The following is an 18,566-nucleotide window of genomic DNA, read 5'->3' on the forward strand; positions in this document are numbered from 1 at the left end:
GCCGCGACGGCCGGCGCGTCCCGCAGCGCGGGGGAGAGCGCGGCGGCGGCCTTCAGCCGGGCCGTGGCCGCCACCTCCTCCAGCCCCATCTCCCGCAGCGCCGCCGGCACCCCCGACAGGAACAGCGCCTCCGCCTCGGCCCGGTCCAGCCCGGTCAGCCGCGTCCGGTACCCGTCCAGCAGCCGGTAGCCGCCGCCCCGTCCCCGGTCGGCGTAGACGGGCACGCCCGCCTCCGACAGCGCGAGCACGTCCCGGTGCACGGTCCGCTCGGAGACCTCCAACTCCTTGGCCAGCTCGGCCGCCGTCATCCCGCCCCGGCCCTGCAGCAGCAGGACCAGCGACATCAACCGCGAGGCGCGCACAGCGGCAGCACCACGGCGGAGGGAAGGTCGGGGGAGTGGAACACCTCGACGTCGGCGGGCACCATCGCGCCGTCGCCGCCGCCCAGCGGGTCGCCGTTGCCGGGGTTGCGGGCGATCGTCGGGTACGCCCCGGCCGCCACGTGCACCCTGATCCGGTGGTCCCGCCCGAACCGGTGCGCGATCGGCCACAGGTCCACGGAGACCCGCCGTACCCCGTCGAGGGAGTCCGACGCCGAGAGGCGGCGCACACCCTCGCACACGTTGAACGAGCGCCCGTCCGGGTGCACGTCGCACACCCGCACCACCACGTCCACGTACGGCGTGCTCGACCGCACGAACAGCTCGCCCCGCACCGGTCCGATCATCTCCACGTCCGACTCCAGTGCCGCCGAACTGTACACCAGCACGTCGCGCCGCTGTTCCAGCCGCCGCTGATCACGCGGCCGGGAGTCGCCGAGCAGGACCGGCCCGCCGATCACCGGTGTCGGATGGGAGGGGTGGTACCGGAACCGGTCGGGCGGGGCGTCCAGGGGCCCGTCCGTCCCCAGCCCGAAGCCGTGCTGCAGGTGCCAGCGCTGCTCCCGCGTCCCCGGCGGCGGCCAGTCGGGGAAGTCGCGCCACTCCTCGGCCCCCGTCACGTACAGGCGTACGGGGTCGGGCCGCAGCCCGGAGCGGTCGCCCAGCAGGTGCGCGCGGAACCAGGCCAGCGACTCGGCCATGGCGGGCCGCCCGTGCCGGGTGTCGATGTGGTACCAGGGCCCGATCGTCAGGTACGGCCGCCGCCCCGCGGCCCGCATCGCCGTGTAGTCCTTGAGCTGCCACGGCAGGAAGACGTCGTACCAGCCGCCCAGCATGGTGACGGCCGCCTCCACCTCACCCACCTGCGGTGAGAAGTCACGTTTGTCCCAGTAGGGGACGTCCGGGTGGGCGTGGTGCATGAGCAGGTCCTGGTAGAACCGGAGCGGCCGCCCGGCCGAGGCCAGGTCCAGCTCGGCCACGGGGCGGCCGGACAGGACCGCCCTGCGGGTCAGCCGGGGCGCGGTCAGCAGGGCGGCGCCGCCGAACCTGCGCGACATGCCGTCGGTGAGCGTGGTCCAGCTCAGCGTCGACTCCAGCGCGAACGCGCCGCCCACGTAGGCGGCGTCCCTGAACTGGGAGGCGGTGATCTGGGTGGCCATGGCCTTCAGCTCGGGCCCGGCGTAGGGCGCGACGGCCCACTGCGTGTAGCCGAGGTAGGAGGGGCCGAACATCGCGAACGAGCCGCCGTACCAGGGCTGCTTGCGCAGCCAGGCGACGGTGGCCAGGCCGTCGTCGTGCTCGTCGCCGAGCGGGTCGAGCAGCCCGCCGGAGCCGAAGCCGCCGCGGCAGCTCTGGATGACGACGTGGAAGCCGTGCCGCGCGAAGCCGCGGCCGTAGTACCAGCCGAACAGGCCGCGACGGCCGTACGGGGAGCGCATCAGGATGACGGGTGCCCGCTCGCCGCCGGCCGGGGCGTAGTGGTCGGCCAGGAGTGTCACGCCGTCGGGCATCGGAACGGGAAGATCCCGCTGGAGCCGCACGCGTCTCATGTACTAACCAGTAACAGATGCCCCCGGGCCGTGACAGCCCGGGGGCACCCGTGGGCCGCTACGGGGTCGCCCGGTCGGGGCGCTCCGAGATGCGGACGGCGTTCACGATCGTGGCGCCCTGCCGGGTGGCGAAGCGCACGTTGAGCTGGCCGTCGGTGACCTTCACCGTGTACTGCCTGCTCACCGCCGTGTACGTGCCCGCCTCCAGGGCCAGGTCGAGCGCCGGGATCGCCAGCTGCCCCTCGACGAGGACGTCGAAGACCCGTTTGCCCGGCTGCGTGCTCTTCAGGTCGGCGAAGTCCAGCTCGACCGTGTACGTGCCGGCGGGCACGTTGTCGAAGCGGTACTCCAGCATCTTCTCCCTGGCGGTCCTGAACAGCGCCTGGTCGGCGGTGCCCGCGATGGTCTTGGACGTGCTCGACGTGCTGGTCGAGGTGGCCACGTAGCCGTAGCTCCCCGCCGCGTACTTCTTGTCCGGCGTCCAGGTGTCACCGGCGGCGTCGACCACGTTCTTCGTGGCGCCGGTGTCGATGGCGACCTGCAGCTTCGGCACCACGACCGACACCTTGATCTCGATGGTCGGCTGCCGGCCGCTGGCCGACCGGACGAGGAGCGTGCCGGTCTTGACCGTGCCGGGCGCGACGCCCGCGCTGGACAGCGTGGCCTTCAGGGTCACCTTCTGCCCCTTGGCCAGCTCGCCCGAGGCCGGTGTCGTGGCGAACCACGGCTCCGAGGCCACCGTGTACGGCGTCGGCGCGCCCAGGTTCGTCAGCTCCAGCGTCCTGGTGCGGGTGGACCCGGCCGGCATCACCACGGTCAGCTCGCCCGCCGACGCGCTCACCTGGCCGGTGACCAGCGCCGTGTCGATCCGCGTCACCGTGGTGGGCGCGACCGTGACGGCCTTGGTGAAGGTGCCGTAGTGCTCCTTGGACACCACGACGTCGTAGTCACCGGCCAGCACCTGCCCGTAGAACGAGCCGTCCTCGGCGGTCGTGAACGTGGCCACGTCGCCCACCTTCACCGTCGCCCCGGCCAGCGGCCTGCCGTCGTTGGCGTCGGTGACCGCGCCGGTGACCAGGCCGTGCCGGCTGGCCGTGAACGTCAGGCCCTGCCCGGTGGAGACCACCGGCTCCTCGTAGGAGTAGAGCATGGCGTCGGTGCCGCCCGCGTTCTCGATGCCGATGGTGGCGCTGGAGCCCTGCTCGCGCTCGCTGTCGATGTCCTTGTACCGGAAGGCGATCGAGCCGTCCTCACCCAGCAGCGCCGAGAACGACACCCGCAGGCCGGCGGCGTTGTAGAAGCCGGCGTTGCGCCACTCCACGACGAACGTCCGGTGCGGCGCCGTGCCCGTCACCCCGGTGTAGACCCCGGCCTGGGCGTCCATGATGAGGTCGTCCCAGTACGGGTAGACCGCGTTGTTGGGCGTGGTCGTGGTCGGCAGCCGGCCGTTGCTGCCGGTGGTGACCCGGTCGGTGGCGAACGAGACGTACCCGTTCGTGCCGATCCACGCCTTGCCGTACCCCGTGCCGTAGTACGGGATCGGGAACGGCAGCGTCACCTGCACGGCCTCGTCGTCGCCGCTCAGCGCCAGCTTGTCGGTGCCCGCCACGTACGCCTGGGCGCCGCTCCTGCAGGTGTAGCCGAAGTTGTCGCCGCGCAGCGGCAGCTCGATGTCCTTGGTCACGTCACCGGCCACCGAGACGGACGCCGTCGTGCCGCTGGAGCAGCGGGACACCGGCGTGATCCGCAGCTCGTAGTCGCCCCGCGGCAGCGTCAGGCTGTAGCGGCCCGAGGCGTCGGTCACGGCGCTCACCGGCGTGCCGGTGGCCTCCACCGTCGCGCCCGCCTCCGGCGTGCCCGCGGTGCTGACCGTGCCGGACACCACGCCGGACTGCAGCCTGGTCAGGGACACGTCCGCGGTCGCGGCCTGCCCGGCCGCGATCGTGGCCGTCGCGCCCGCCTTCTCGTAGCCGAACTTCTCCGCGCTGACCTGGTAGTCGCCCGGCAGCAGGCGCGGCACGGCGTACGTGCCGTCCTGGCCGGTGGTCACGGTACGGCTCAGCGGCCCCGAGAGCGTGATCGTCACGCCCGCCACGGGCGAGCCGCCCGAGGTGACGGTGCCGCGCAGGTCGCCGAGGTCCTCGTGCGGCGCGGCCTGAACGGCGGCGTACGTGTCGAGCCGGCCCTCCCCCCAGACGTTGTTGTCGGCCGCGGTGCCGCCGCAGCTGGTGTCGCTGACGTCGACGGCGGTGCTGTCGAGCAGCGGCCGGGTGGCCGCCACCTTGCCCTGCAGGCCGGGCGAGCCCGACCAGATCAGCGCGACGGTGGCCGCCACGTGCGGCGAGGCCATCGAGGTGCCGGTGAAGCTTTCGTAGGAGTTGCCCGGGGTCGAGGAGCGCACGTTGACGGCCGGGGCCGCGATGTTCGGCTTGATCTCGCCGTTCTCGCCCTCGCCCTTGCTGGAGCGGTTGTACAGCGTGTTGTTGATGTCGAAGCCGCCCGCGCTGTAGCTCTCCACGTACTGGCCGGGCGAGCCGCTGGTGCGGCAGGCGGGACCCTCGTTGCCGTTGGCGAACGCCGGGAAGATCCCGGCCGCGACCCACGCCTCGACCGTCTCCTTGTACCAGGGGTCGTACCCGTCGCCGCCCCAGGAGTTGTTGACGATGTCGGGGGCCAGGTCGGGGCGCGGGTTCTGGCCGTTCAGGTCGGTCGGCGCCAGGACCCACTGCCCGGCCGCCAGCAGGGAGGCGTCGGTGCAGGTGTTGACCTCGCAGCCCTTGGCGGCGATCCACTTGGCGCCGGGCGCGACGCCGATGCCGTTCGCGCCGACCATCGTGCCCATGGTGTGCGTGCCGTGGCCGTTGTTGTCGCACGGCGCGGCGGTCGGGCAGACGTGCGCCGGGTCGAACCAGTTGTAGTCGTGCGTGAACGTGCCGTCCTGGTTCCTGCCCCGGTAGCTCCGCACCAGCTCGGGGTGGTCGAACTGGGCGCCGGAGTCGATGTGGGCGATCACGATGCCCTCGCCGCGGTTGCCCAGCTCGCTCCAGACGCGCGGGGCGTTGACCCGGTCGATGTTCCACTCCACCGAGTTGACCTTGGCCTCGGCCTTGCCGGGCGTGGGGTCCGGCAGCTTGACGGTGCGGACCGGCTGGATGCTCTCGACCTCGGCCAGCTTGGCGATCTCGCCCGCGAGCTTCGCGTCGGCGGTCACCCGTACGGCGTTGACGATCCAGTACGGGGTGTAGTCGGTGCGGCGGGAGTCGAGCAGCTTGCGCAGGCCCGCCTGGGAGGCGGCGGCCCGCTCGGTCTTGGCCTCGAAGACCAGCTCGGCCTTCGTGTCCTTGCCGACGGCCCGGCGGGCGCCGCTCAGGTCGGCCGCCCCTTTCAACCGGACCCAGAAGGTGGCCTTGTCGTCCTTGTCGAGCTGCGCCTGGACGGCGGCGTCGATCTTCGCGGGCTCCGGCGCGGCCAGCGCCGGGGCCTGCGGCACGCATAAGCCTGCGATGACGGCGATCCCGGTCAGGACCGCACGCCAGCGGGGGGTGTTGGGCACGCGACTCTCCTTCGAGTCCCTCGAGACAAGAGGTGATCTTTACGCCTCTGTCGAGAAGCGTGAAGAGATCGTGTCGGGAAAGCAAGAGGTGTCGCGAAATGTAACGTGACTGCCTGAAATGTAATCTGGTCAGCTGATATATCGCCGGTAACCGACCTGCCGCATGATCGTAAGGAAGTACGCCTTGATCTCCTCGGCGCCCTCGTCGTCGGGGCGGCCGACCAGATGGCCCGTCACCGCGCTGGTCAGCAGCTCCTGCACCACGTCCACGTCGAGGTCGGACGGGAGCTCCCCGCGCTCGCGGGCCGCGGTCAGCGCCTCGCGCACCACCGCCGCCCGCCGCCCGCCGTTGCTCTCCCGGTACGTCCGCACCAGCTCGGGATAGTCGTCGACCGTGCCGAAGACCCGCCGGAGCAGGACCCGGTTGCGCGGATCGGCGAGATGCAGCGCCCATTCCTCGAACATGTGATCCAGGTCGCGCCAGCCGGTGAGCGCCGGGTCGTTGTCGTGCAGGGCCCACTTCAGGGTGCGCACCAGCAGCGCCGTCTTGTCGGCGTACCTGCGGTAGACCGTCGCCCTCGTCACGCCGGCCCGCTTGGCGACCTGCTCGATGCTGGTCTGCTGGGCGCCGTACTCGATGAGCAGGTCGAGCGTGGCCGCCAGGATGGCCGTGTCGGCCTCCTGGTTGCGCGGCCGTCCGGCCGGTCGCGCGGCTCGCGTGCCGGTCGTGCCGAGGTCGTCGGTGGTCATCATGCGCGGCGGGTCACCATCTTGTCGTAGAGGCGGTCCGGCAGGAGTCTATTGACCCACAGCAGCAGCCCGGCCAGGTAACCGACGGCGTAGCGGGGTTTCGGGTCGCGCGCGGCCACGATCCGCACGACGGCCCGGCCCACCACGCTCGGGTCCGACGCCTTGCTGCCCGGCCCGAACCCCGCCTCGGTCCGCCGCGCCATCCACTCCGCGTCGTCCGAGTAGGCCCCGTGCCCCGAGATCTCCCGCAGCTCGCGCGGCGTGTCGTCGCCGAACTCCGTCTTGATGATCCCGGGCTGCACCACCACGACCCGCACCCCGAACCGCCCCACCTCCTCCCGGAGCGAGTCGGAATACCCTTCCAGCGCGTGCTTGGAGGCGTGGTACCAGGCGCCCAGCGGCAGGGCGATCTCGCCGCCGATCGAGGAGATGTTGACGATCGTGCCGGAGCGGCGCTCGCGCATGTGCGGCAGGACGAGCTGGGTCAGCCGGGCCAGGCCGAACAGGTTGACCTCGAACACCTGCCGCGCCCGCTCCATCGGCACCTCCTCGGTGGCGCCGTACACGGAGGTGCCCGCGTTGTTCACCAGCACGTCGATGCGCCCCTGCTCGTCGAGGACCGTCCGCACGGCCCGCTCCAGGTCGGCGTCCTTGGTCACGTCCGCCCCGATCGCGTGGCCGCCGGCGTCGCGGAGCGCGTCCATCCGCTCCACGCGGCGCGCCAGGCCGTACACGGTGTGGCCGGCGCGCAGCAGCTCCAGCGCGGTGGCGCGGCCGATGCCGGACGACGCGCCCGTGACGAGACAGACCCTGCCCTTGACGCCGCTCATCCCCGGACGTCCCAGGTCACCGGGAGGCTGTGGACCCCGTAGATGAGCATGTCGGTACGGAGCGGCACCTGCTCCGGCTCGACCGCCAGCCGCAGCGACGGGAACCGCCTGAACAGCGCCGGATAGCCGGCCCGCATCTCCACCCTGGCCAGCTGCTGGCCCAGGCACTGGTGCACGCCGTGGCCGAAGCCCACGTGCCCGCCGGTGTCCCGGCGCAGGTCGAGGACGTCCGGGTCGGGGAAGCGGCCCGGGTCGCGGTTGGCGGACGGCATCGAGAGGGTGACCGTCTCACCGGTCCTGACCACCTCGCCGCCCAGCTCGACGTCCTCCAGCGCCGTACGGACGAGGAAGGGGACGATCGTGAGGTAGCGCAGCAGCTCCTCCACCATCTGGTCCACCCGGCCGGGCTCGTCGCGCAGGACGGCCAGCTGGCCGGGGTGGCGCAGCAGCGCGAACGTGCCCAGGGCGAGCATGTTGGCGGTGGTGTCGAGGCCGGAGCCCAGGAGCAGGAACCCGATGTTGGCCAGCTCCTCGTCGGTGAGGTCGCTCCTGGTCAGGCCGCTGAGCATGTCGTCGGTGGGCTCGGCCCGCTTGGCCACGACCAGGTCGCGGATGCGCGCCTGCATCGTCAGGAACGTGGAGATCTTCCGCTCCTGCGGGGCGTCCGGCCGCACCAGCTCGGTGGCCTCGGCCATGAAGCCCGCCCGCTCCTCGTCGGGAACGCCGAGCAGCTCGCAGATCACCACCGCCGGCACCGGCGCCGCGAACGCCTCCACCAGATCGGCCGGCGGGCCCTGCCGCTCCATGAGGTCCAGCTGCTGCTCGGCGACCTCCTCGATGCGCTCGGTGAGCATGCGCATCCTGCGCACCGTGAACTCGCCGGTGAGCAACTGGCGGTAGCGGGTGTGATCGGGCGGGTCCATCCCGATGAACATCCCGGGCGGGCTCGGCCGGCCCGTGGTGGTGCTCTCGATGGGGACGTGCCGCAGCTCGGTGCGGGTGCTGAAGCGCCGGTCGGCCAGCACCTCGCGTACGAGCGCGTGACTGGTGACCAGCCAGCCCAGGTGGCCGTCGGGGTAGGCGAGGCGGGTGATGGGGGCGGTCGCGCGCAGCTCGGCGAGGCCGTCGGGAGGGTCGAACGGGTTCGGCCGCAGGGTGGGGAGGGTGATCGCCTCGGTCTCGTACATCGTGGGTCTCCTCTCGATCCATGAATACAGTACAGCTCTGTATTCAAACTCGCGCACGCGCCCCACCCTCGGCCGCCCACCGGGCGCGAGGGGGCGGGTCGGCGTTGCGCGATCATGGTCCGGCGGTTAACCTGTTCGCATGCGAAGTCACGCTCAGCTCCAGTGGTGGCGCCGCTCCTAGGCGGCGCGTGTTTCGCATTCCTCAACGGACGGCCGCCCCGGATGGCGGCCTTTCGCGTGTCCGCCCCCGGGGCTCGATCATTTGACGTGGTAAAGGGGCAGGAAGTGGAGACGAGCGGATATACCACCGCCGGGGGCATCGGTGTCGAGCGCGAGGCGCGCGAGGTGGACGAGGCCGCACTCGAAGAGATCGTGACCTCGCTCGGGCACAGGCGCGGCGGCGCGTTCTCCTCGGGCATGGACTACCCGGGCCGTTACAGCCGATGGGCCTTCGGCTACGTCGACCCGTGCCTGGAGTTGGTCGCCAAGGGCCGCGTCATCTCGGCGACCGCGCTGAACGAGCGCGGCAGGGTCGTGCTGCCCGCCGTCGCCTCCTGCCTGCTGGCCGCCGGAAAGCCGGTCGCCGAGCCGACCCCGGACCGCGTCGAGGTGTACGTCCCCGAATCGGAGGACCTGCTGCCGGAGGAGATGCGCAGCCGCCGGCCCACGGTGTTCACCGCGATCCGCGAGGTCATCGCCGCCTTCAAGGGCGACGACCCGCACCTCGGCCTGTACGGCGCGTTCGGCTACGACCTGGCCTTCCAGTTCGAGCCCATCAGGCAGGAGCTCGTCCGCCCCGACGACCAGCGAGACCTCGTCCTCCACCTGCCCGACCGCATCATCGTGATCGACCGGCAGCGCGAGTCCAGCGTCGAGTTCCGCTACGAGTTCACCGTCGACGGCGCCACCACCCGCGGCCTGGAGCGCACCGGCGCCACCGCCGAGCCCGTCACCCCCGGCGAGCTGCCCGAGAACCCGGAGAGGGGCACGTACGCCAAGGTCGTGGCGGCCGCGAAGGAGAGGTTCAAGCGCGGCGACCTGTTCGAGGTCGTGCCCGGGCAGGTCTTCCACTCCGTCTGCGCCGACCCGTCGGGCTTCTACCGCGGCCTGCGGCAGAGCAACCCGGCGCCGTACGAGTTCATCATCAGCCTCGGCGAGGGCGAGCACCTGGTCGGCGCCTCGCCCGAGATGTACGTCCGGGTCAGCGGCGACCGCGTCGAGACCTGCCCCATCTCCGGCACCATCGCCCGCGGCAGCAACCCGGTCGAGGACGCCGAGGCCATCCGCACCCTCCTGTCCAGCGTCAAGGAGGAGTCGGAGCTGACCATGTGCACCGACGTCGACCGCAACGACAAGTCGCGCATCTGCGTCCCCGGCACGGTCAAGGTCATCGGGCGCCGCCAGATCGAGCTCTACTCCCGCCTGATCCACACGGTCGACCACATCGAGGGGCGGCTGCGGCCGGAGTTCGACGCGCTCGACGCGTTCCTCACCCACATGTGGGCCGTGACGGTCACCGGCGCGCCCAAGACGTGGGCCATGCAGTTCATCGAGGACCACGAGGCCACGACCCGCAGGTGGTACGGCGGCGCCATCGGCTTCATCGGCTTCGACGGCTCCATGAACACCGGCCTGACCCTGCGTACCGCCCAGATCAAGAACGGCGTGGCGACGGTCAGGGCCGGGGCGACGCTGCTGTTCGACTCCGACCCCGAAGCGGAGGAGCGCGAGACCGAGCTCAAGGCCAGCGCGCTGCTCGGCGCCCTGGCCGCGGTGAACCGGCCGGGCACCGTCCCGGTCCCCGAGCCCAGGCCGCAGCCGGGCCAGGGCATGAAGGTGCTGCTCGTCGACCACGAGGACTCCTTCGTCAACACGCTGGCCGACTACTTCCGCCAGGAAGGGGCCGACGTGGTGACGCTGCGCCACGGCTTCCCGGCCCACATGATCGACGAGATCGCGCCCGACCTGGTGGTGCTCTCGCCGGGGCCCGGCTGGCCGTCCGACTTCGGCATGTCGGCGCTGATCGACCAGATCTACGCCCGCGACCTGCCGGTCTTCGGCGTCTGCCTGGGCCTGCAGGCCATGGTCGAGCAGGCCGGAGGCACGCTGGAGCTGCTCGGCTACCCCGAGCACGGCAAGCGCGGCCAGGTCTCGCGGATCGCCGACAGCGCGCTGCTGGAGGGGCTGCCCGACGAGTTCACCGCGGCCCGCTACCACTCGCTGCACGCCAAGCAGCCCGGAGTCGTCGGCTTCGCCGCGACCGCGCTCACGCCCGACGGCAACGTCATGGCGATCGAGGACGTCGAGCGGCGGCGCTTCGCCGTGCAGTTCCACCCCGAGTCGATCCTCACGCAGGAGGGCGGCGCGGGCGCGAAGGTCATCGCGAACGTGCTGCGCCTGTCCCGCAGATAACTACGGTAAAACCGCCGCGGGAGCGTGCGGAGCTCCCCTAGAGTCTCCGCATGCTCCCCGTAGACCTGCCCGGCACGGTGCGTGACGCGCTGCTGGCCCCGCTCGTCGACCACCACTGCCACGGGGTGCGGCGGGACGACCTGAGCAGAGCCGAGTTCGAGCTGCTCATCAACGAGGGCGGCAGCCCGGCGCCGCCCGGCACCACCCACTTCGACGCGCCGCTCGGGGTGGCCGTGCGCCGCTGGTGCGCGCCGCTGCTCGACCTGGAGCCGCACGCCCCGCCGGCCGTCTACGTCTCGCGCCGGGAGGAGCTGGGGGCGGCCGAGGTCAACCGGCGGCTGCTGGCCGGGGCCGGGGTGGTGGCGTTCCTGGTGGACACCGCGCCCGCTGACATTGGCCCGGGGGACGTCGACCTGCTGACCGCCACCGAGATGGGCCGCCACGGCGGGGCCGCCGCCGACGAGCTCGTACGGATCGAGCAGATCGAGCGGGACGTGGCCGAGGACGCGCCGCTGGCCGTGGACTACCTGGACGGCGTCGGCGAGGAGCTGACCGCCAGGGCCGCCCGCGCGGTCGGGCTGAAGACCGTCGTCGCGTCGCTGTACGGCCTCGACTTCGACCCGGCCCGGCCCACCAGGGGAGCGGTGATCGCGGCGGCCAACCGGCGGCTGGCGGACCCGAAGCAGCCGCTGACGGACGAGGTCCTGCTGCGCCACCTGCTCTGGAGCGCGGTCGACGTGGCCAGGGAACGGGGGCTGCCCGTGCAGTTCCACACCGGTTTCGGCGGCTCGGGGCCCGACCTGCACCGCACCGACCCGGGCCGGCTGGGCGCGTTCGCCAGGATGCTGCAGCCGGTCGGCGTGCCGCTCATCCTGCTGCACTGCTATCCGTTCCACCGCCAGGCCGCCTACCTCGCGGGCGTCCACCCGCACGTCTACGTGGACGTCGGCCTCGCGCTCCCGCACACCGCCGCCGCCTCGGCCAGGGTCGTGGACGAGCTGCTGGAGCTGGCCCCGTTCCACAAGCTGCTGTTCAGCTCCGGCTGCCATGGGGTGGCCGAGACCTGCTACCTGGGCGCGCTCTACTACCGGCAGGCGCTCGGCGCGGCGCTCGGGTCGCGGCTGGCGGCGGGGGAGTGGAGCGCCGCGGACGCCGCCCGGATCGCCCACATGATCGGCTCGGGGAACGCCCGCCGCGTCTACCGCCTGTGAGTCCCGGGGGGCCGCCTCGCGCCGCGCGGCCTGGACCTGGTTTGCTGGGGGCCGTCACAACACCCGACCTGAGCAGGGGGGCTCTTCGTGGGCACTGTCGAACCCGAGGCCGAGATCACGTTCCGCAGCGACGTGGACGTGGAGCTGGTCAAGGCCGCCGCGTCGGACGCCGACGTGCTGTGGGCCGCGCGCGTCTCCACGAAGGGTGAGAGCTCTCTGGAGGAGATCGAGGCCGATCCCCAGCGTTCCAAGGGACTCATCAACTACCTGATGCGCGACCGGCACGGCACGCCGTTCGAGCACTCTTCCATGACCTTCTACGTCAGCGCGCCGATCTTCGTTTTCCGGGAGTTCATGAGACACCGGACCTTTTCCTATAACGAGGAGTCCGGCAGGTATCGGAAGTTGACGCCGGTTTTCTATGTGCCCGGGCCCGAGCGGAAGCTGGTGCAGGAAGGAAAGCCCGGCAAGTATGTGTTCCTGGACGGCACCGCCGAGCAGCACAAGCTGGTGACCGAGGCGACCCAGGAGAGCTACCGGCAGTCCTATCGGGCCTATCTGGAAATGCTCGAGGCCGGGGTGGCGCGCGAGGTGGCCCGTACGGTGCTCCCGGTGGGCCTCTACTCCTCGATGTACGCCACCTGCAACGCCCGCGCCCTGATGAACTTCCTGTCGCTGCGGGTCAAGCGCGAGGACTCCACGTTCCCGTCGTTCCCGCAGCGTGAGATCGAGATGGTCGCCGAGAAGATGGAGGCTCTGTGGGCGGAGCTCATGCCTCTGACCCACGCGGCGTTCGAGGCCAACGGGCGGGTCTGCCCCTGACCTCACCTCAGGGCAGGCGGGACGTGGTCTCGCTGATCATCTGGGTGAGGATCGACGCGGTCGCGGGGTGGGTGTCGAGGAGTTCGTCCAGGCGGGCCCGCCACGCGCCCGCCTCCGCGTAGATCGCGTCCACCTCCGCCGCCGCCTGCAGCCGCAGCCGCGTCTCGCACAGTTCCAACTGGTACATGAGCCCCAGGTAGTGGCCGACCGTGTCGCTGAGCCACCAGTAGGCGTCCGTGTTCGCGGCGGAGACGAAGGTCCGGGCACCTTCCCAGGCCACGCGCCTGGGATGGAGGGCTGCCATGGCCGGATGGTACGCCCCTCGCGCTGGGACGGGAATGACTCCCAGCGCCGACTCCACCGGCAAATACGATTCTTTCTCGCATTTTCCGTCCGAAATTCGTATGCGAGACATAACGAGGTAACTACAGATGGTTGGCTTCGCACCGTATTGAGGAGAAACGGTTGTGACGCGTCATCGGTGGTGTAAGACTCAATTTTGAGCGCATCGGTTGTACCGGGGAGGGGCCGCGCGCTCAAGACCCGGAGCCGTCAGGGAGGTGAACGACACGACCGGAACCCGATTCCGGTCCATAGGTGGGGTTGGTAAATGTCGTTGAATCCGCGCCTGGTAAAAGAGAGTTTCTCCGTCATCGAACCGGTGGCCGACAAGGCGACGGCCTACTTCTACGGCCGGCTGTTCGCCGAGAGCCCGCATCTGCGGGGCATGTTCCCGCCCGCCATGGACGTCCAGCGGGACCGCCTGTTCCGCGCGTTGACCCGCATCGTGTGGAGCCTGGACAGCCCGGGCAGCCTCGCGACGTACCTGGGCCAGCTGGGGAGGGACCACCGCAAGTACGGCGTGATCGCCGAGCACTACACCGCCGTCGGCAACGCCCTGCTCGCCACCATCCGCCGCTTCGCCGCCGAGATCTGGAACCACGAGATCGAGGCCGCCTGGGTCGCCGCCTACACGGCGGCCGCCAAGCTCATGATCGAGTCTGCCGCGTCCGACTCCGGGGTCTCGCCCGCCTGGTGGCCGGCCGAGGTGATCGACCATGAGCGGCGCCACCTCGACATCGCGGTCCTCACGCTGCGGCCGGCCGAGCGGCTGCCGTACACGCCGGGCCAGTACCTCAACGTGCAGACCCCGCGCTGGCCGCGCGTCTGGCGCACGTTCTCCATAGCGAACGCGCCGCGCGCCGACAACACGCTCAGGCTGCACGTCCGCTCGGTCCCCGGCGGCTGGGTGTCCAGCACGCTCATCAGGCACACCCGCATCGGGGACACGCTCCTGCTGGGCCCGCCGATGGGCACGATGGGGCCGTGCGAGAGCAGCCTGCGCGACGTCTTGTGCGTGGCGGGCGGCACCGGCCTGGCCCCGCTGAAGGCGATCATCGAGCACATCATCGCCTCGGGCCGCCGGCCCAACATCCACCTGCTGTACGGCGCGCGCACGGTCGAGGAGCTCTACGACCTGCCCGACCTGATCAGGATGGAGTCGTCGTTCCCCTGGCTGCGGGTGCTGCCCGTGGTGTCCGACCAGCCGGGGTACGGCGGGATGCGCGGCCACCTGCCCGAGGTCGTGCAGCGCTTCCACTCCTGGGCCGAGCACGACGTGTACGTGTGCGGCCCGCCCGGCATGGTCAACGAGACCGTACGCCGCCTCCAGATCGACGGGGTGCCCCTGTCACGCATTCACCGGGACATCGTCCAGGCCGAACGCTGACAGATCTTGACACTTCGGGTCGAAAGGTGCGAGGTGGAGGATGACACGCCAACGTGGAGGTGGACTGTGCCATCCCCCGCCCGGCGCCGAGGAATCGGCGGGCTGCTGACCCTGGTGCTCCTCCTGACCCCGCTGCCCGCCCTGGCGTCGTCGGAGGCCGTCCCGCTGACGGAACTGGGGACCGGTGCCCAGGCGGGGGCCGACGCGTTCCAGGCGGGCACTCAGGCTGGGCCCGACACCTTCCAGGCGGGCACGACGATCGTGGCCGCCCAGCAGATCGGCAGGTTCTTCGACGGCGGGGCGTCCGGCATCGCGTACGCGACCTCGGCCGACAACGGCGCCACCTGGACCAGGGGCGTGCTGCCGGGGATCACCACGTCCGGCGGCGGCGTGCACGGGCGGGCCAGCGACCCGTCGGTGGCCTACGACGCCCGGCACGGCGTCTGGCTGATCTCCTCGCTGGCGCTCACCGGCCAGGACGGGGTCACCGGGGTGGCGGTGCTCGCCAGCCGCTCCGCCGACGGCGGCCTGACCTGGGGCGATCCCGTCACGACCGCCGTCGCGGGCGGGGGCGACCTGGACAAGAGCTGGGTCGTCTGCGACAACGGCGCCCGCAGCCCGTACTACGGGCGCTGCTACGCGGTCTACGACGATGTCGCCGCGGGCAACGCGATCAAGGTGGCCCGCTCCTCCGACGGCGGCCTGACCTGGGCCGAGACCGGCACGTCCGCGACCGGGCTGGGCGGGCAGCCGGTCGTGCGGCCGGACGGCGCCCTCGTCGTGCCGTACCTGAGCGACGAGGGCCAGATCCGCTCCCTGCGCTCCCGCGACGGCGGCGAGAGCTGGGGCCGCAGCGTCCTCGTCGCCACCGTGCAGCGGCACAAGGTCGCGGGCGGGCTGCGGGCCGCGCCCCTGCCCTCGGCCGAGGTGGACGCCGCCGGCACCGTGTACGTCGCCTGGTCCGACTGCCGCTTCCAGCTCAGCTGCGGCGGCAACGACATCGTCATGAGCACCTCGGCCACCGGCGCGGAGTGGAGCCACATCCTGCGCGTCACGGACGACGGAGGCGACCACTTCATCCCCGGCCTCGGCGTCGACCCCGCCGGCGCGGGCGGGACGGCCAGGCTGGCGCTCGCCTACTACCGCTACCCGTCCGCCGCCTGCACGGCCGCCACCTGCCGCCTCACGGTCGGCTACACCTCCTCCGCCAACGGCGGGGCGAGCTGGTCGGCCCCCGTCGAGCTGCACGGGCCGATGGAGCTCGGCTGGCTCGCCGACTCCGCGCACGGTCGCATGGCGGGCGACTACATCTCCACCTCGGTCGTCCCCGGCGGCAACGCCCACGTGGCCTTCACGGCCGCGGCGGCGCCGGCGGGCGGGGCGTTCGACATGCGCACCTACACCGTCACGGGCGGGCTGCCGATCATCGGCGGAGGCCGCCCCACACTCGCCATCGAGGCGCCGATCGCCGCCGGCGAGGACCTGCCCGGCCCGCCCGCCTCCGCCCGCTGAGGCGCTCAGCACACTCGCCCCTGCCCGCTGAGGCGTCCAGTCCGCCCGCCTCCGCCCACTGGGGTGCCCGCCCCCCGCTAACCCCGCAGGCCCTGGTGGAACGCGGCGGCGGTCTCCTCGTCGTTCGGCCAGAACGTCTCGATGGCCAGCTCGGAGACCGTCACGTCCACCGGCGTCCCGAACGTAGCGATCGTCGTGAACATCGACAGCACCCGGTCACCGGCCGCGATCCGCAGCGGCACCAGGATGTCGGCGGGGCCCGGCACGTGCGCCACGTTCAGGTCCATCCCCGGATACTCGTACGAGGCCAGCTCGTCGTACAGCGCGGCCAGCCGCGCGTCGCCCGACCCCTCGGCCTGCCTGCGCAGCTGGTAGAGCAGGTGCGCCCGGACCTCGGCCAGGTTCAGCAGCCGGCCGCCCATCGCGTCGGGGTGCAGCGAGAGCCGCATCACGTTGATCGGCTCCTCCAGCAGCTCGGCGGGCACCCCGTCCATGAACATCGCGGCCGCCGAGTTGGCCGCCACCAGGTTCCAGGCCGCGTCCACCACGACCGCCGGGTACGGCTCGTGCCCGGCCAGGATCTTGTCCAGCGCCTGCCGTACGACCTCCATCTCCGGGGCACGGACCTCGCGTTCCGGATAGACCGGAGCGAACCCGGCGGACATCAGCAGCCTGTTGCGCTGCCGCAGCGGCACATCCAGCTCCTCGGCCAGCTTCATCACCATCTCGCGGCTCGGCCGGGCGCGCCCGGTCTCCAGAAAGCTGATGTGGCGGGCCGAAACGTCGGCCTCGATGGCCAGGTCCAGCTGGCTCACCCGCCGCCGCTGCCGCCACGAACGCAACAACTCACCAAATGTCTCTTCTTTTACGGCTACTGCTCCCATGCCCGGCACAGTAGCCGCTGGAGGGAAGCGTCACGATTACCCGCCAGGTAATGCGGCTTCGCAGGCGGAAAACTCCCAGTCCTCTGAGACTGTCGGCCCTGCGTGGCACGATGGCCGCAGACCAACAAGGGAGCACGCCATGAGTGACACACTGCTCGCGATCGGCACCCGCAAGGGCCTCTTCCTCGCCCGCTCCACCGGCGGCGGTCCGTTCGACGTCGAGCCGATCCAGTTCTCGACGGTCGGGGTGCACTCGGTGGCGATCGACACGAGAGGCCCCTCACCCCGGCTCCTGGCCGGGATCGAATACGGCCATTTCGGTCCGTCCGTCATGTATTCGGATGACCTCGGGAAGACATGGAAGGAGGCGGAGCAGCCGCCCATCGCCTTCCCGGAGAAGACCGAGGCGACCCTGACCAGGGTGTGGCAGCTCGTGCCCTCGCCGTCCGAGCCGGGGGTGGTGTGGGCCGGGGTCGAGCCGGGCGCGCTGTTCCGCTCGGAGGACGGCGGCGTCACGTACCAGCTGGTCGAGGGGTTGTGGGAGCACCCGCACCGGGCGCAGTGGCAGCCGGGCGGCGGCGGCCTGTGCCTGCACACCATCGTCCCGCACCCGACTGACCCGCGGATCATGGGCGTCGCGATCTCCACCGGCGGCTTCTACCGCTCCTTCGACGGCGGGCTGTCCTGGGAGGCCGCCAACCGCAACATCCGGGCCGCGTTCCTGCCCGAGGGGGCGCAATATCCGGAGTTCGGGCAGTGCGTGCACAAGGTCGCCATGCACCCCACCCAGCCCGAGCGGCTCTACCTCCAGCACCACTTCGGCGTCTACCGCAGCGACGACTTCGGCGGGGCCTGGCACGACATCGGCGCCGGCCTGCCGTCCGACTTCGGCTTCCCGATCGCGGTCCACCCGTCACGGCCCGACACGGTCTTCGTGCTGCCTCTGACGGCCGACATCGACCGCACCCCGGTCGGCCACCACTACCGCGTCTTCCGCAGCGACGACGCGGGCGGGACGTGGCAGCCGTTCGCCTCGGGCCTGCCCGAGGGGCCCGTGCACGCGGCCGTGCTGCGTGACGCGATGACGGCCTCGGAGGCGGGGGTGTTCTTCGGCACGCGCGACGGCGAGGTCCACGGCTCGCGCGACGGCGGCGAGACCTGGTCACCGGTCGTCCGCCACCTGCCCGACGTGCTCACCGTCCGGGCGGCGGTGCTCTAGCCGATGGTCACGATGGTCGTCTTCGTGCTCCCGGGCATGCTGCGGCGCTGGGTGAGCGGGCGCTCGGAGGTCAAGGTCTTCGCCGTGGCCGCCGACCGCGACTCACCGCCCACCCTGGGAGCGGCCCTCGACATGCTCCGGCGTACGCATCCGCTGCTGGAGGAGCGGCTACGCGACGAGTACGGGCGCATCCGCCGGCACATCAACATGATCGTGTGCGGCGAGAACGCCCACGGCCTCGGCTACCTCGACTGCGCCCTCCCCCCGGGCGCCGAGATCTACGTAACCCCCACCCTCACCTAACCCACCACCCCACCCAACCCCAACCCAGGCCCGCCCCGGGCTCCCCCCAGGTCCGCCACCCCTGCACCTCAACACCGCACTCCTCACCGCACCCGCCGTGGCCCGACTCCCACCCCGGGCCACCCACATGCGCCACGCCGGCACCGCAACATCCCACCCCCAACCGCACCCGCCCCCCGCACCCGCCCGGGCCTGACCCACCGCAGGCCAACGCGCGCGCCGCC

The 18,566-nt window shown here is 71.7% G+C and carries 15 protein-coding genes; 7 read left to right on the forward strand and 8 right to left on the reverse strand.

Annotated features, from left to right (window positions below; all coding sequences use genetic code 11):
• The 6 genes from ACWDX9_RS45795 to ACWDX9_RS45820 all read right to left on the reverse strand — a co-directional run.
• Nucleotides 1-362: helix-turn-helix transcriptional regulator (locus ACWDX9_RS45795; RefSeq protein WP_449966482.1), on the reverse strand; the 362-nt coding region annotated here is incomplete at its 3' end.
• Nucleotides 344-1,930, reverse strand: coding sequence for a CocE/NonD family hydrolase (locus ACWDX9_RS45800; protein ID WP_449966485.1), 1,587 nt, complete (start codon nucleotides 1,928-1,930; stop codon nucleotides 344-346). The genes ACWDX9_RS45800 and ACWDX9_RS45795, both read right to left, overlap by 19 nt.
• A gap of 58 nt (nucleotides 1,931-1,988) precedes the next feature.
• Nucleotides 1,989-5,483 (reverse strand): S8 family serine peptidase, encoded by a 3,495-nt coding sequence (locus ACWDX9_RS45805; RefSeq protein ID WP_449966487.1) that lies wholly within the window; start codon nucleotides 5,481-5,483, stop codon nucleotides 1,989-1,991.
• 129 nt (nucleotides 5,484-5,612) lie between these two features.
• On the reverse strand, nucleotides 5,613-6,236 hold the full coding sequence (locus ACWDX9_RS45810) for a TetR/AcrR family transcriptional regulator (RefSeq protein WP_449966490.1): 624 nt from the start codon (nucleotides 6,234-6,236) through the stop codon (nucleotides 5,613-5,615).
• Nucleotides 6,233-7,063: an oxidoreductase gene (locus tag ACWDX9_RS45815; protein ID WP_449966492.1), complete on the reverse strand. Its 831-nt coding sequence runs from the start codon at nucleotides 7,061-7,063 to the stop codon at nucleotides 6,233-6,235. The genes ACWDX9_RS45810 and ACWDX9_RS45815 overlap by 4 nt, the downstream gene beginning before the upstream one ends.
• Nucleotides 7,060-8,250, reverse strand: a complete 1,191-nt coding sequence (locus ACWDX9_RS45820) for a cytochrome P450 (RefSeq protein ID WP_449966495.1) — start codon at nucleotides 8,248-8,250, stop codon at nucleotides 7,060-7,062. The genes ACWDX9_RS45815 and ACWDX9_RS45820 overlap by 4 nt, the downstream gene beginning before the upstream one ends.
• A 285-nt stretch (nucleotides 8,251-8,535) precedes the next feature.
• On the opposite strand from ACWDX9_RS45820, the gene ACWDX9_RS45825 reads away from it, so the two are divergent.
• The 3 genes from ACWDX9_RS45825 (at nucleotide 8,536) to thyX (ending at nucleotide 12,695) form a co-directional block, all read left to right on the forward strand.
• Nucleotides 8,536-10,662: an anthranilate synthase component I gene (locus ACWDX9_RS45825; RefSeq protein ID WP_449966498.1), complete on the forward strand. Its 2,127-nt coding sequence runs from the start codon at nucleotides 8,536-8,538 to the stop codon at nucleotides 10,660-10,662.
• A gap of 50 nt (nucleotides 10,663-10,712) precedes the next feature.
• Nucleotides 10,713-11,873 (forward strand): amidohydrolase family protein, encoded by a 1,161-nt coding sequence (locus tag ACWDX9_RS45830; RefSeq protein ID WP_364241492.1) that lies wholly within the window; start codon nucleotides 10,713-10,715, stop codon nucleotides 11,871-11,873.
• Nucleotides 11,874-11,960: 87 nt separating this feature from the next.
• Entirely contained in the window at nucleotides 11,961-12,695 is a 735-nt protein-coding gene (gene thyX, locus ACWDX9_RS45835) for an FAD-dependent thymidylate synthase (protein WP_350734682.1), read from the forward strand.
• Nucleotides 12,696-12,702: 7 nt separating this feature from the next.
• Here thyX and ACWDX9_RS45840 read toward each other — a convergent pair whose 3' ends face one another.
• Nucleotides 12,703-12,999: a hypothetical protein gene (locus tag ACWDX9_RS45840; RefSeq protein WP_364241488.1), complete on the reverse strand. Its 297-nt coding sequence runs from the start codon at nucleotides 12,997-12,999 to the stop codon at nucleotides 12,703-12,705.
• 306 nt (nucleotides 13,000-13,305) lie between these two features.
• Here ACWDX9_RS45840 and ACWDX9_RS45845 point away from each other — a divergent pair, with 306 nt between their 5' ends.
• Together ACWDX9_RS45845 and ACWDX9_RS45850 are read left to right on the forward strand one after the other, a co-directional pair.
• A complete protein-coding gene (locus tag ACWDX9_RS45845; RefSeq protein WP_449966501.1) occupies nucleotides 13,306-14,424 on the forward strand; it encodes a globin domain-containing protein in 1,119 nt (372 codons plus the stop codon).
• Between the two features lie 66 nt (nucleotides 14,425-14,490).
• Entirely contained in the window at nucleotides 14,491-15,936 is a 1,446-nt protein-coding gene (locus ACWDX9_RS45850; RefSeq protein WP_449966504.1) for a sialidase family protein, read from the forward strand.
• Between the two features lie 77 nt (nucleotides 15,937-16,013).
• On the opposite strand, the gene ACWDX9_RS45855 is transcribed toward ACWDX9_RS45850, so the two are convergent.
• Nucleotides 16,014-16,820, reverse strand: coding sequence for a helix-turn-helix domain-containing protein (locus tag ACWDX9_RS45855; RefSeq protein ID WP_449966507.1), 807 nt, complete (start codon nucleotides 16,818-16,820; stop codon nucleotides 16,014-16,016).
• 139 nt (nucleotides 16,821-16,959) lie between these two features.
• Here ACWDX9_RS45855 and ACWDX9_RS45860 point away from each other — a divergent pair, with 139 nt between their 5' ends.
• Nucleotides 16,960-18,039, forward strand: coding sequence for a WD40/YVTN/BNR-like repeat-containing protein (locus tag ACWDX9_RS45860; RefSeq protein ID WP_449966509.1), 1,080 nt, complete (start codon nucleotides 16,960-16,962; stop codon nucleotides 18,037-18,039).
• A gap of 3 nt (nucleotides 18,040-18,042) precedes the next feature.
• Nucleotides 18,043-18,342, forward strand: a complete 300-nt coding sequence (locus tag ACWDX9_RS45865; protein ID WP_192783282.1) for a ubiquitin family protein — start codon at nucleotides 18,043-18,045, stop codon at nucleotides 18,340-18,342.
• Nucleotides 18,343-18,566 lie beyond the last annotated feature (224 nt).

The organism is Nonomuraea sp. NPDC003201, from assembly GCF_053590415.1.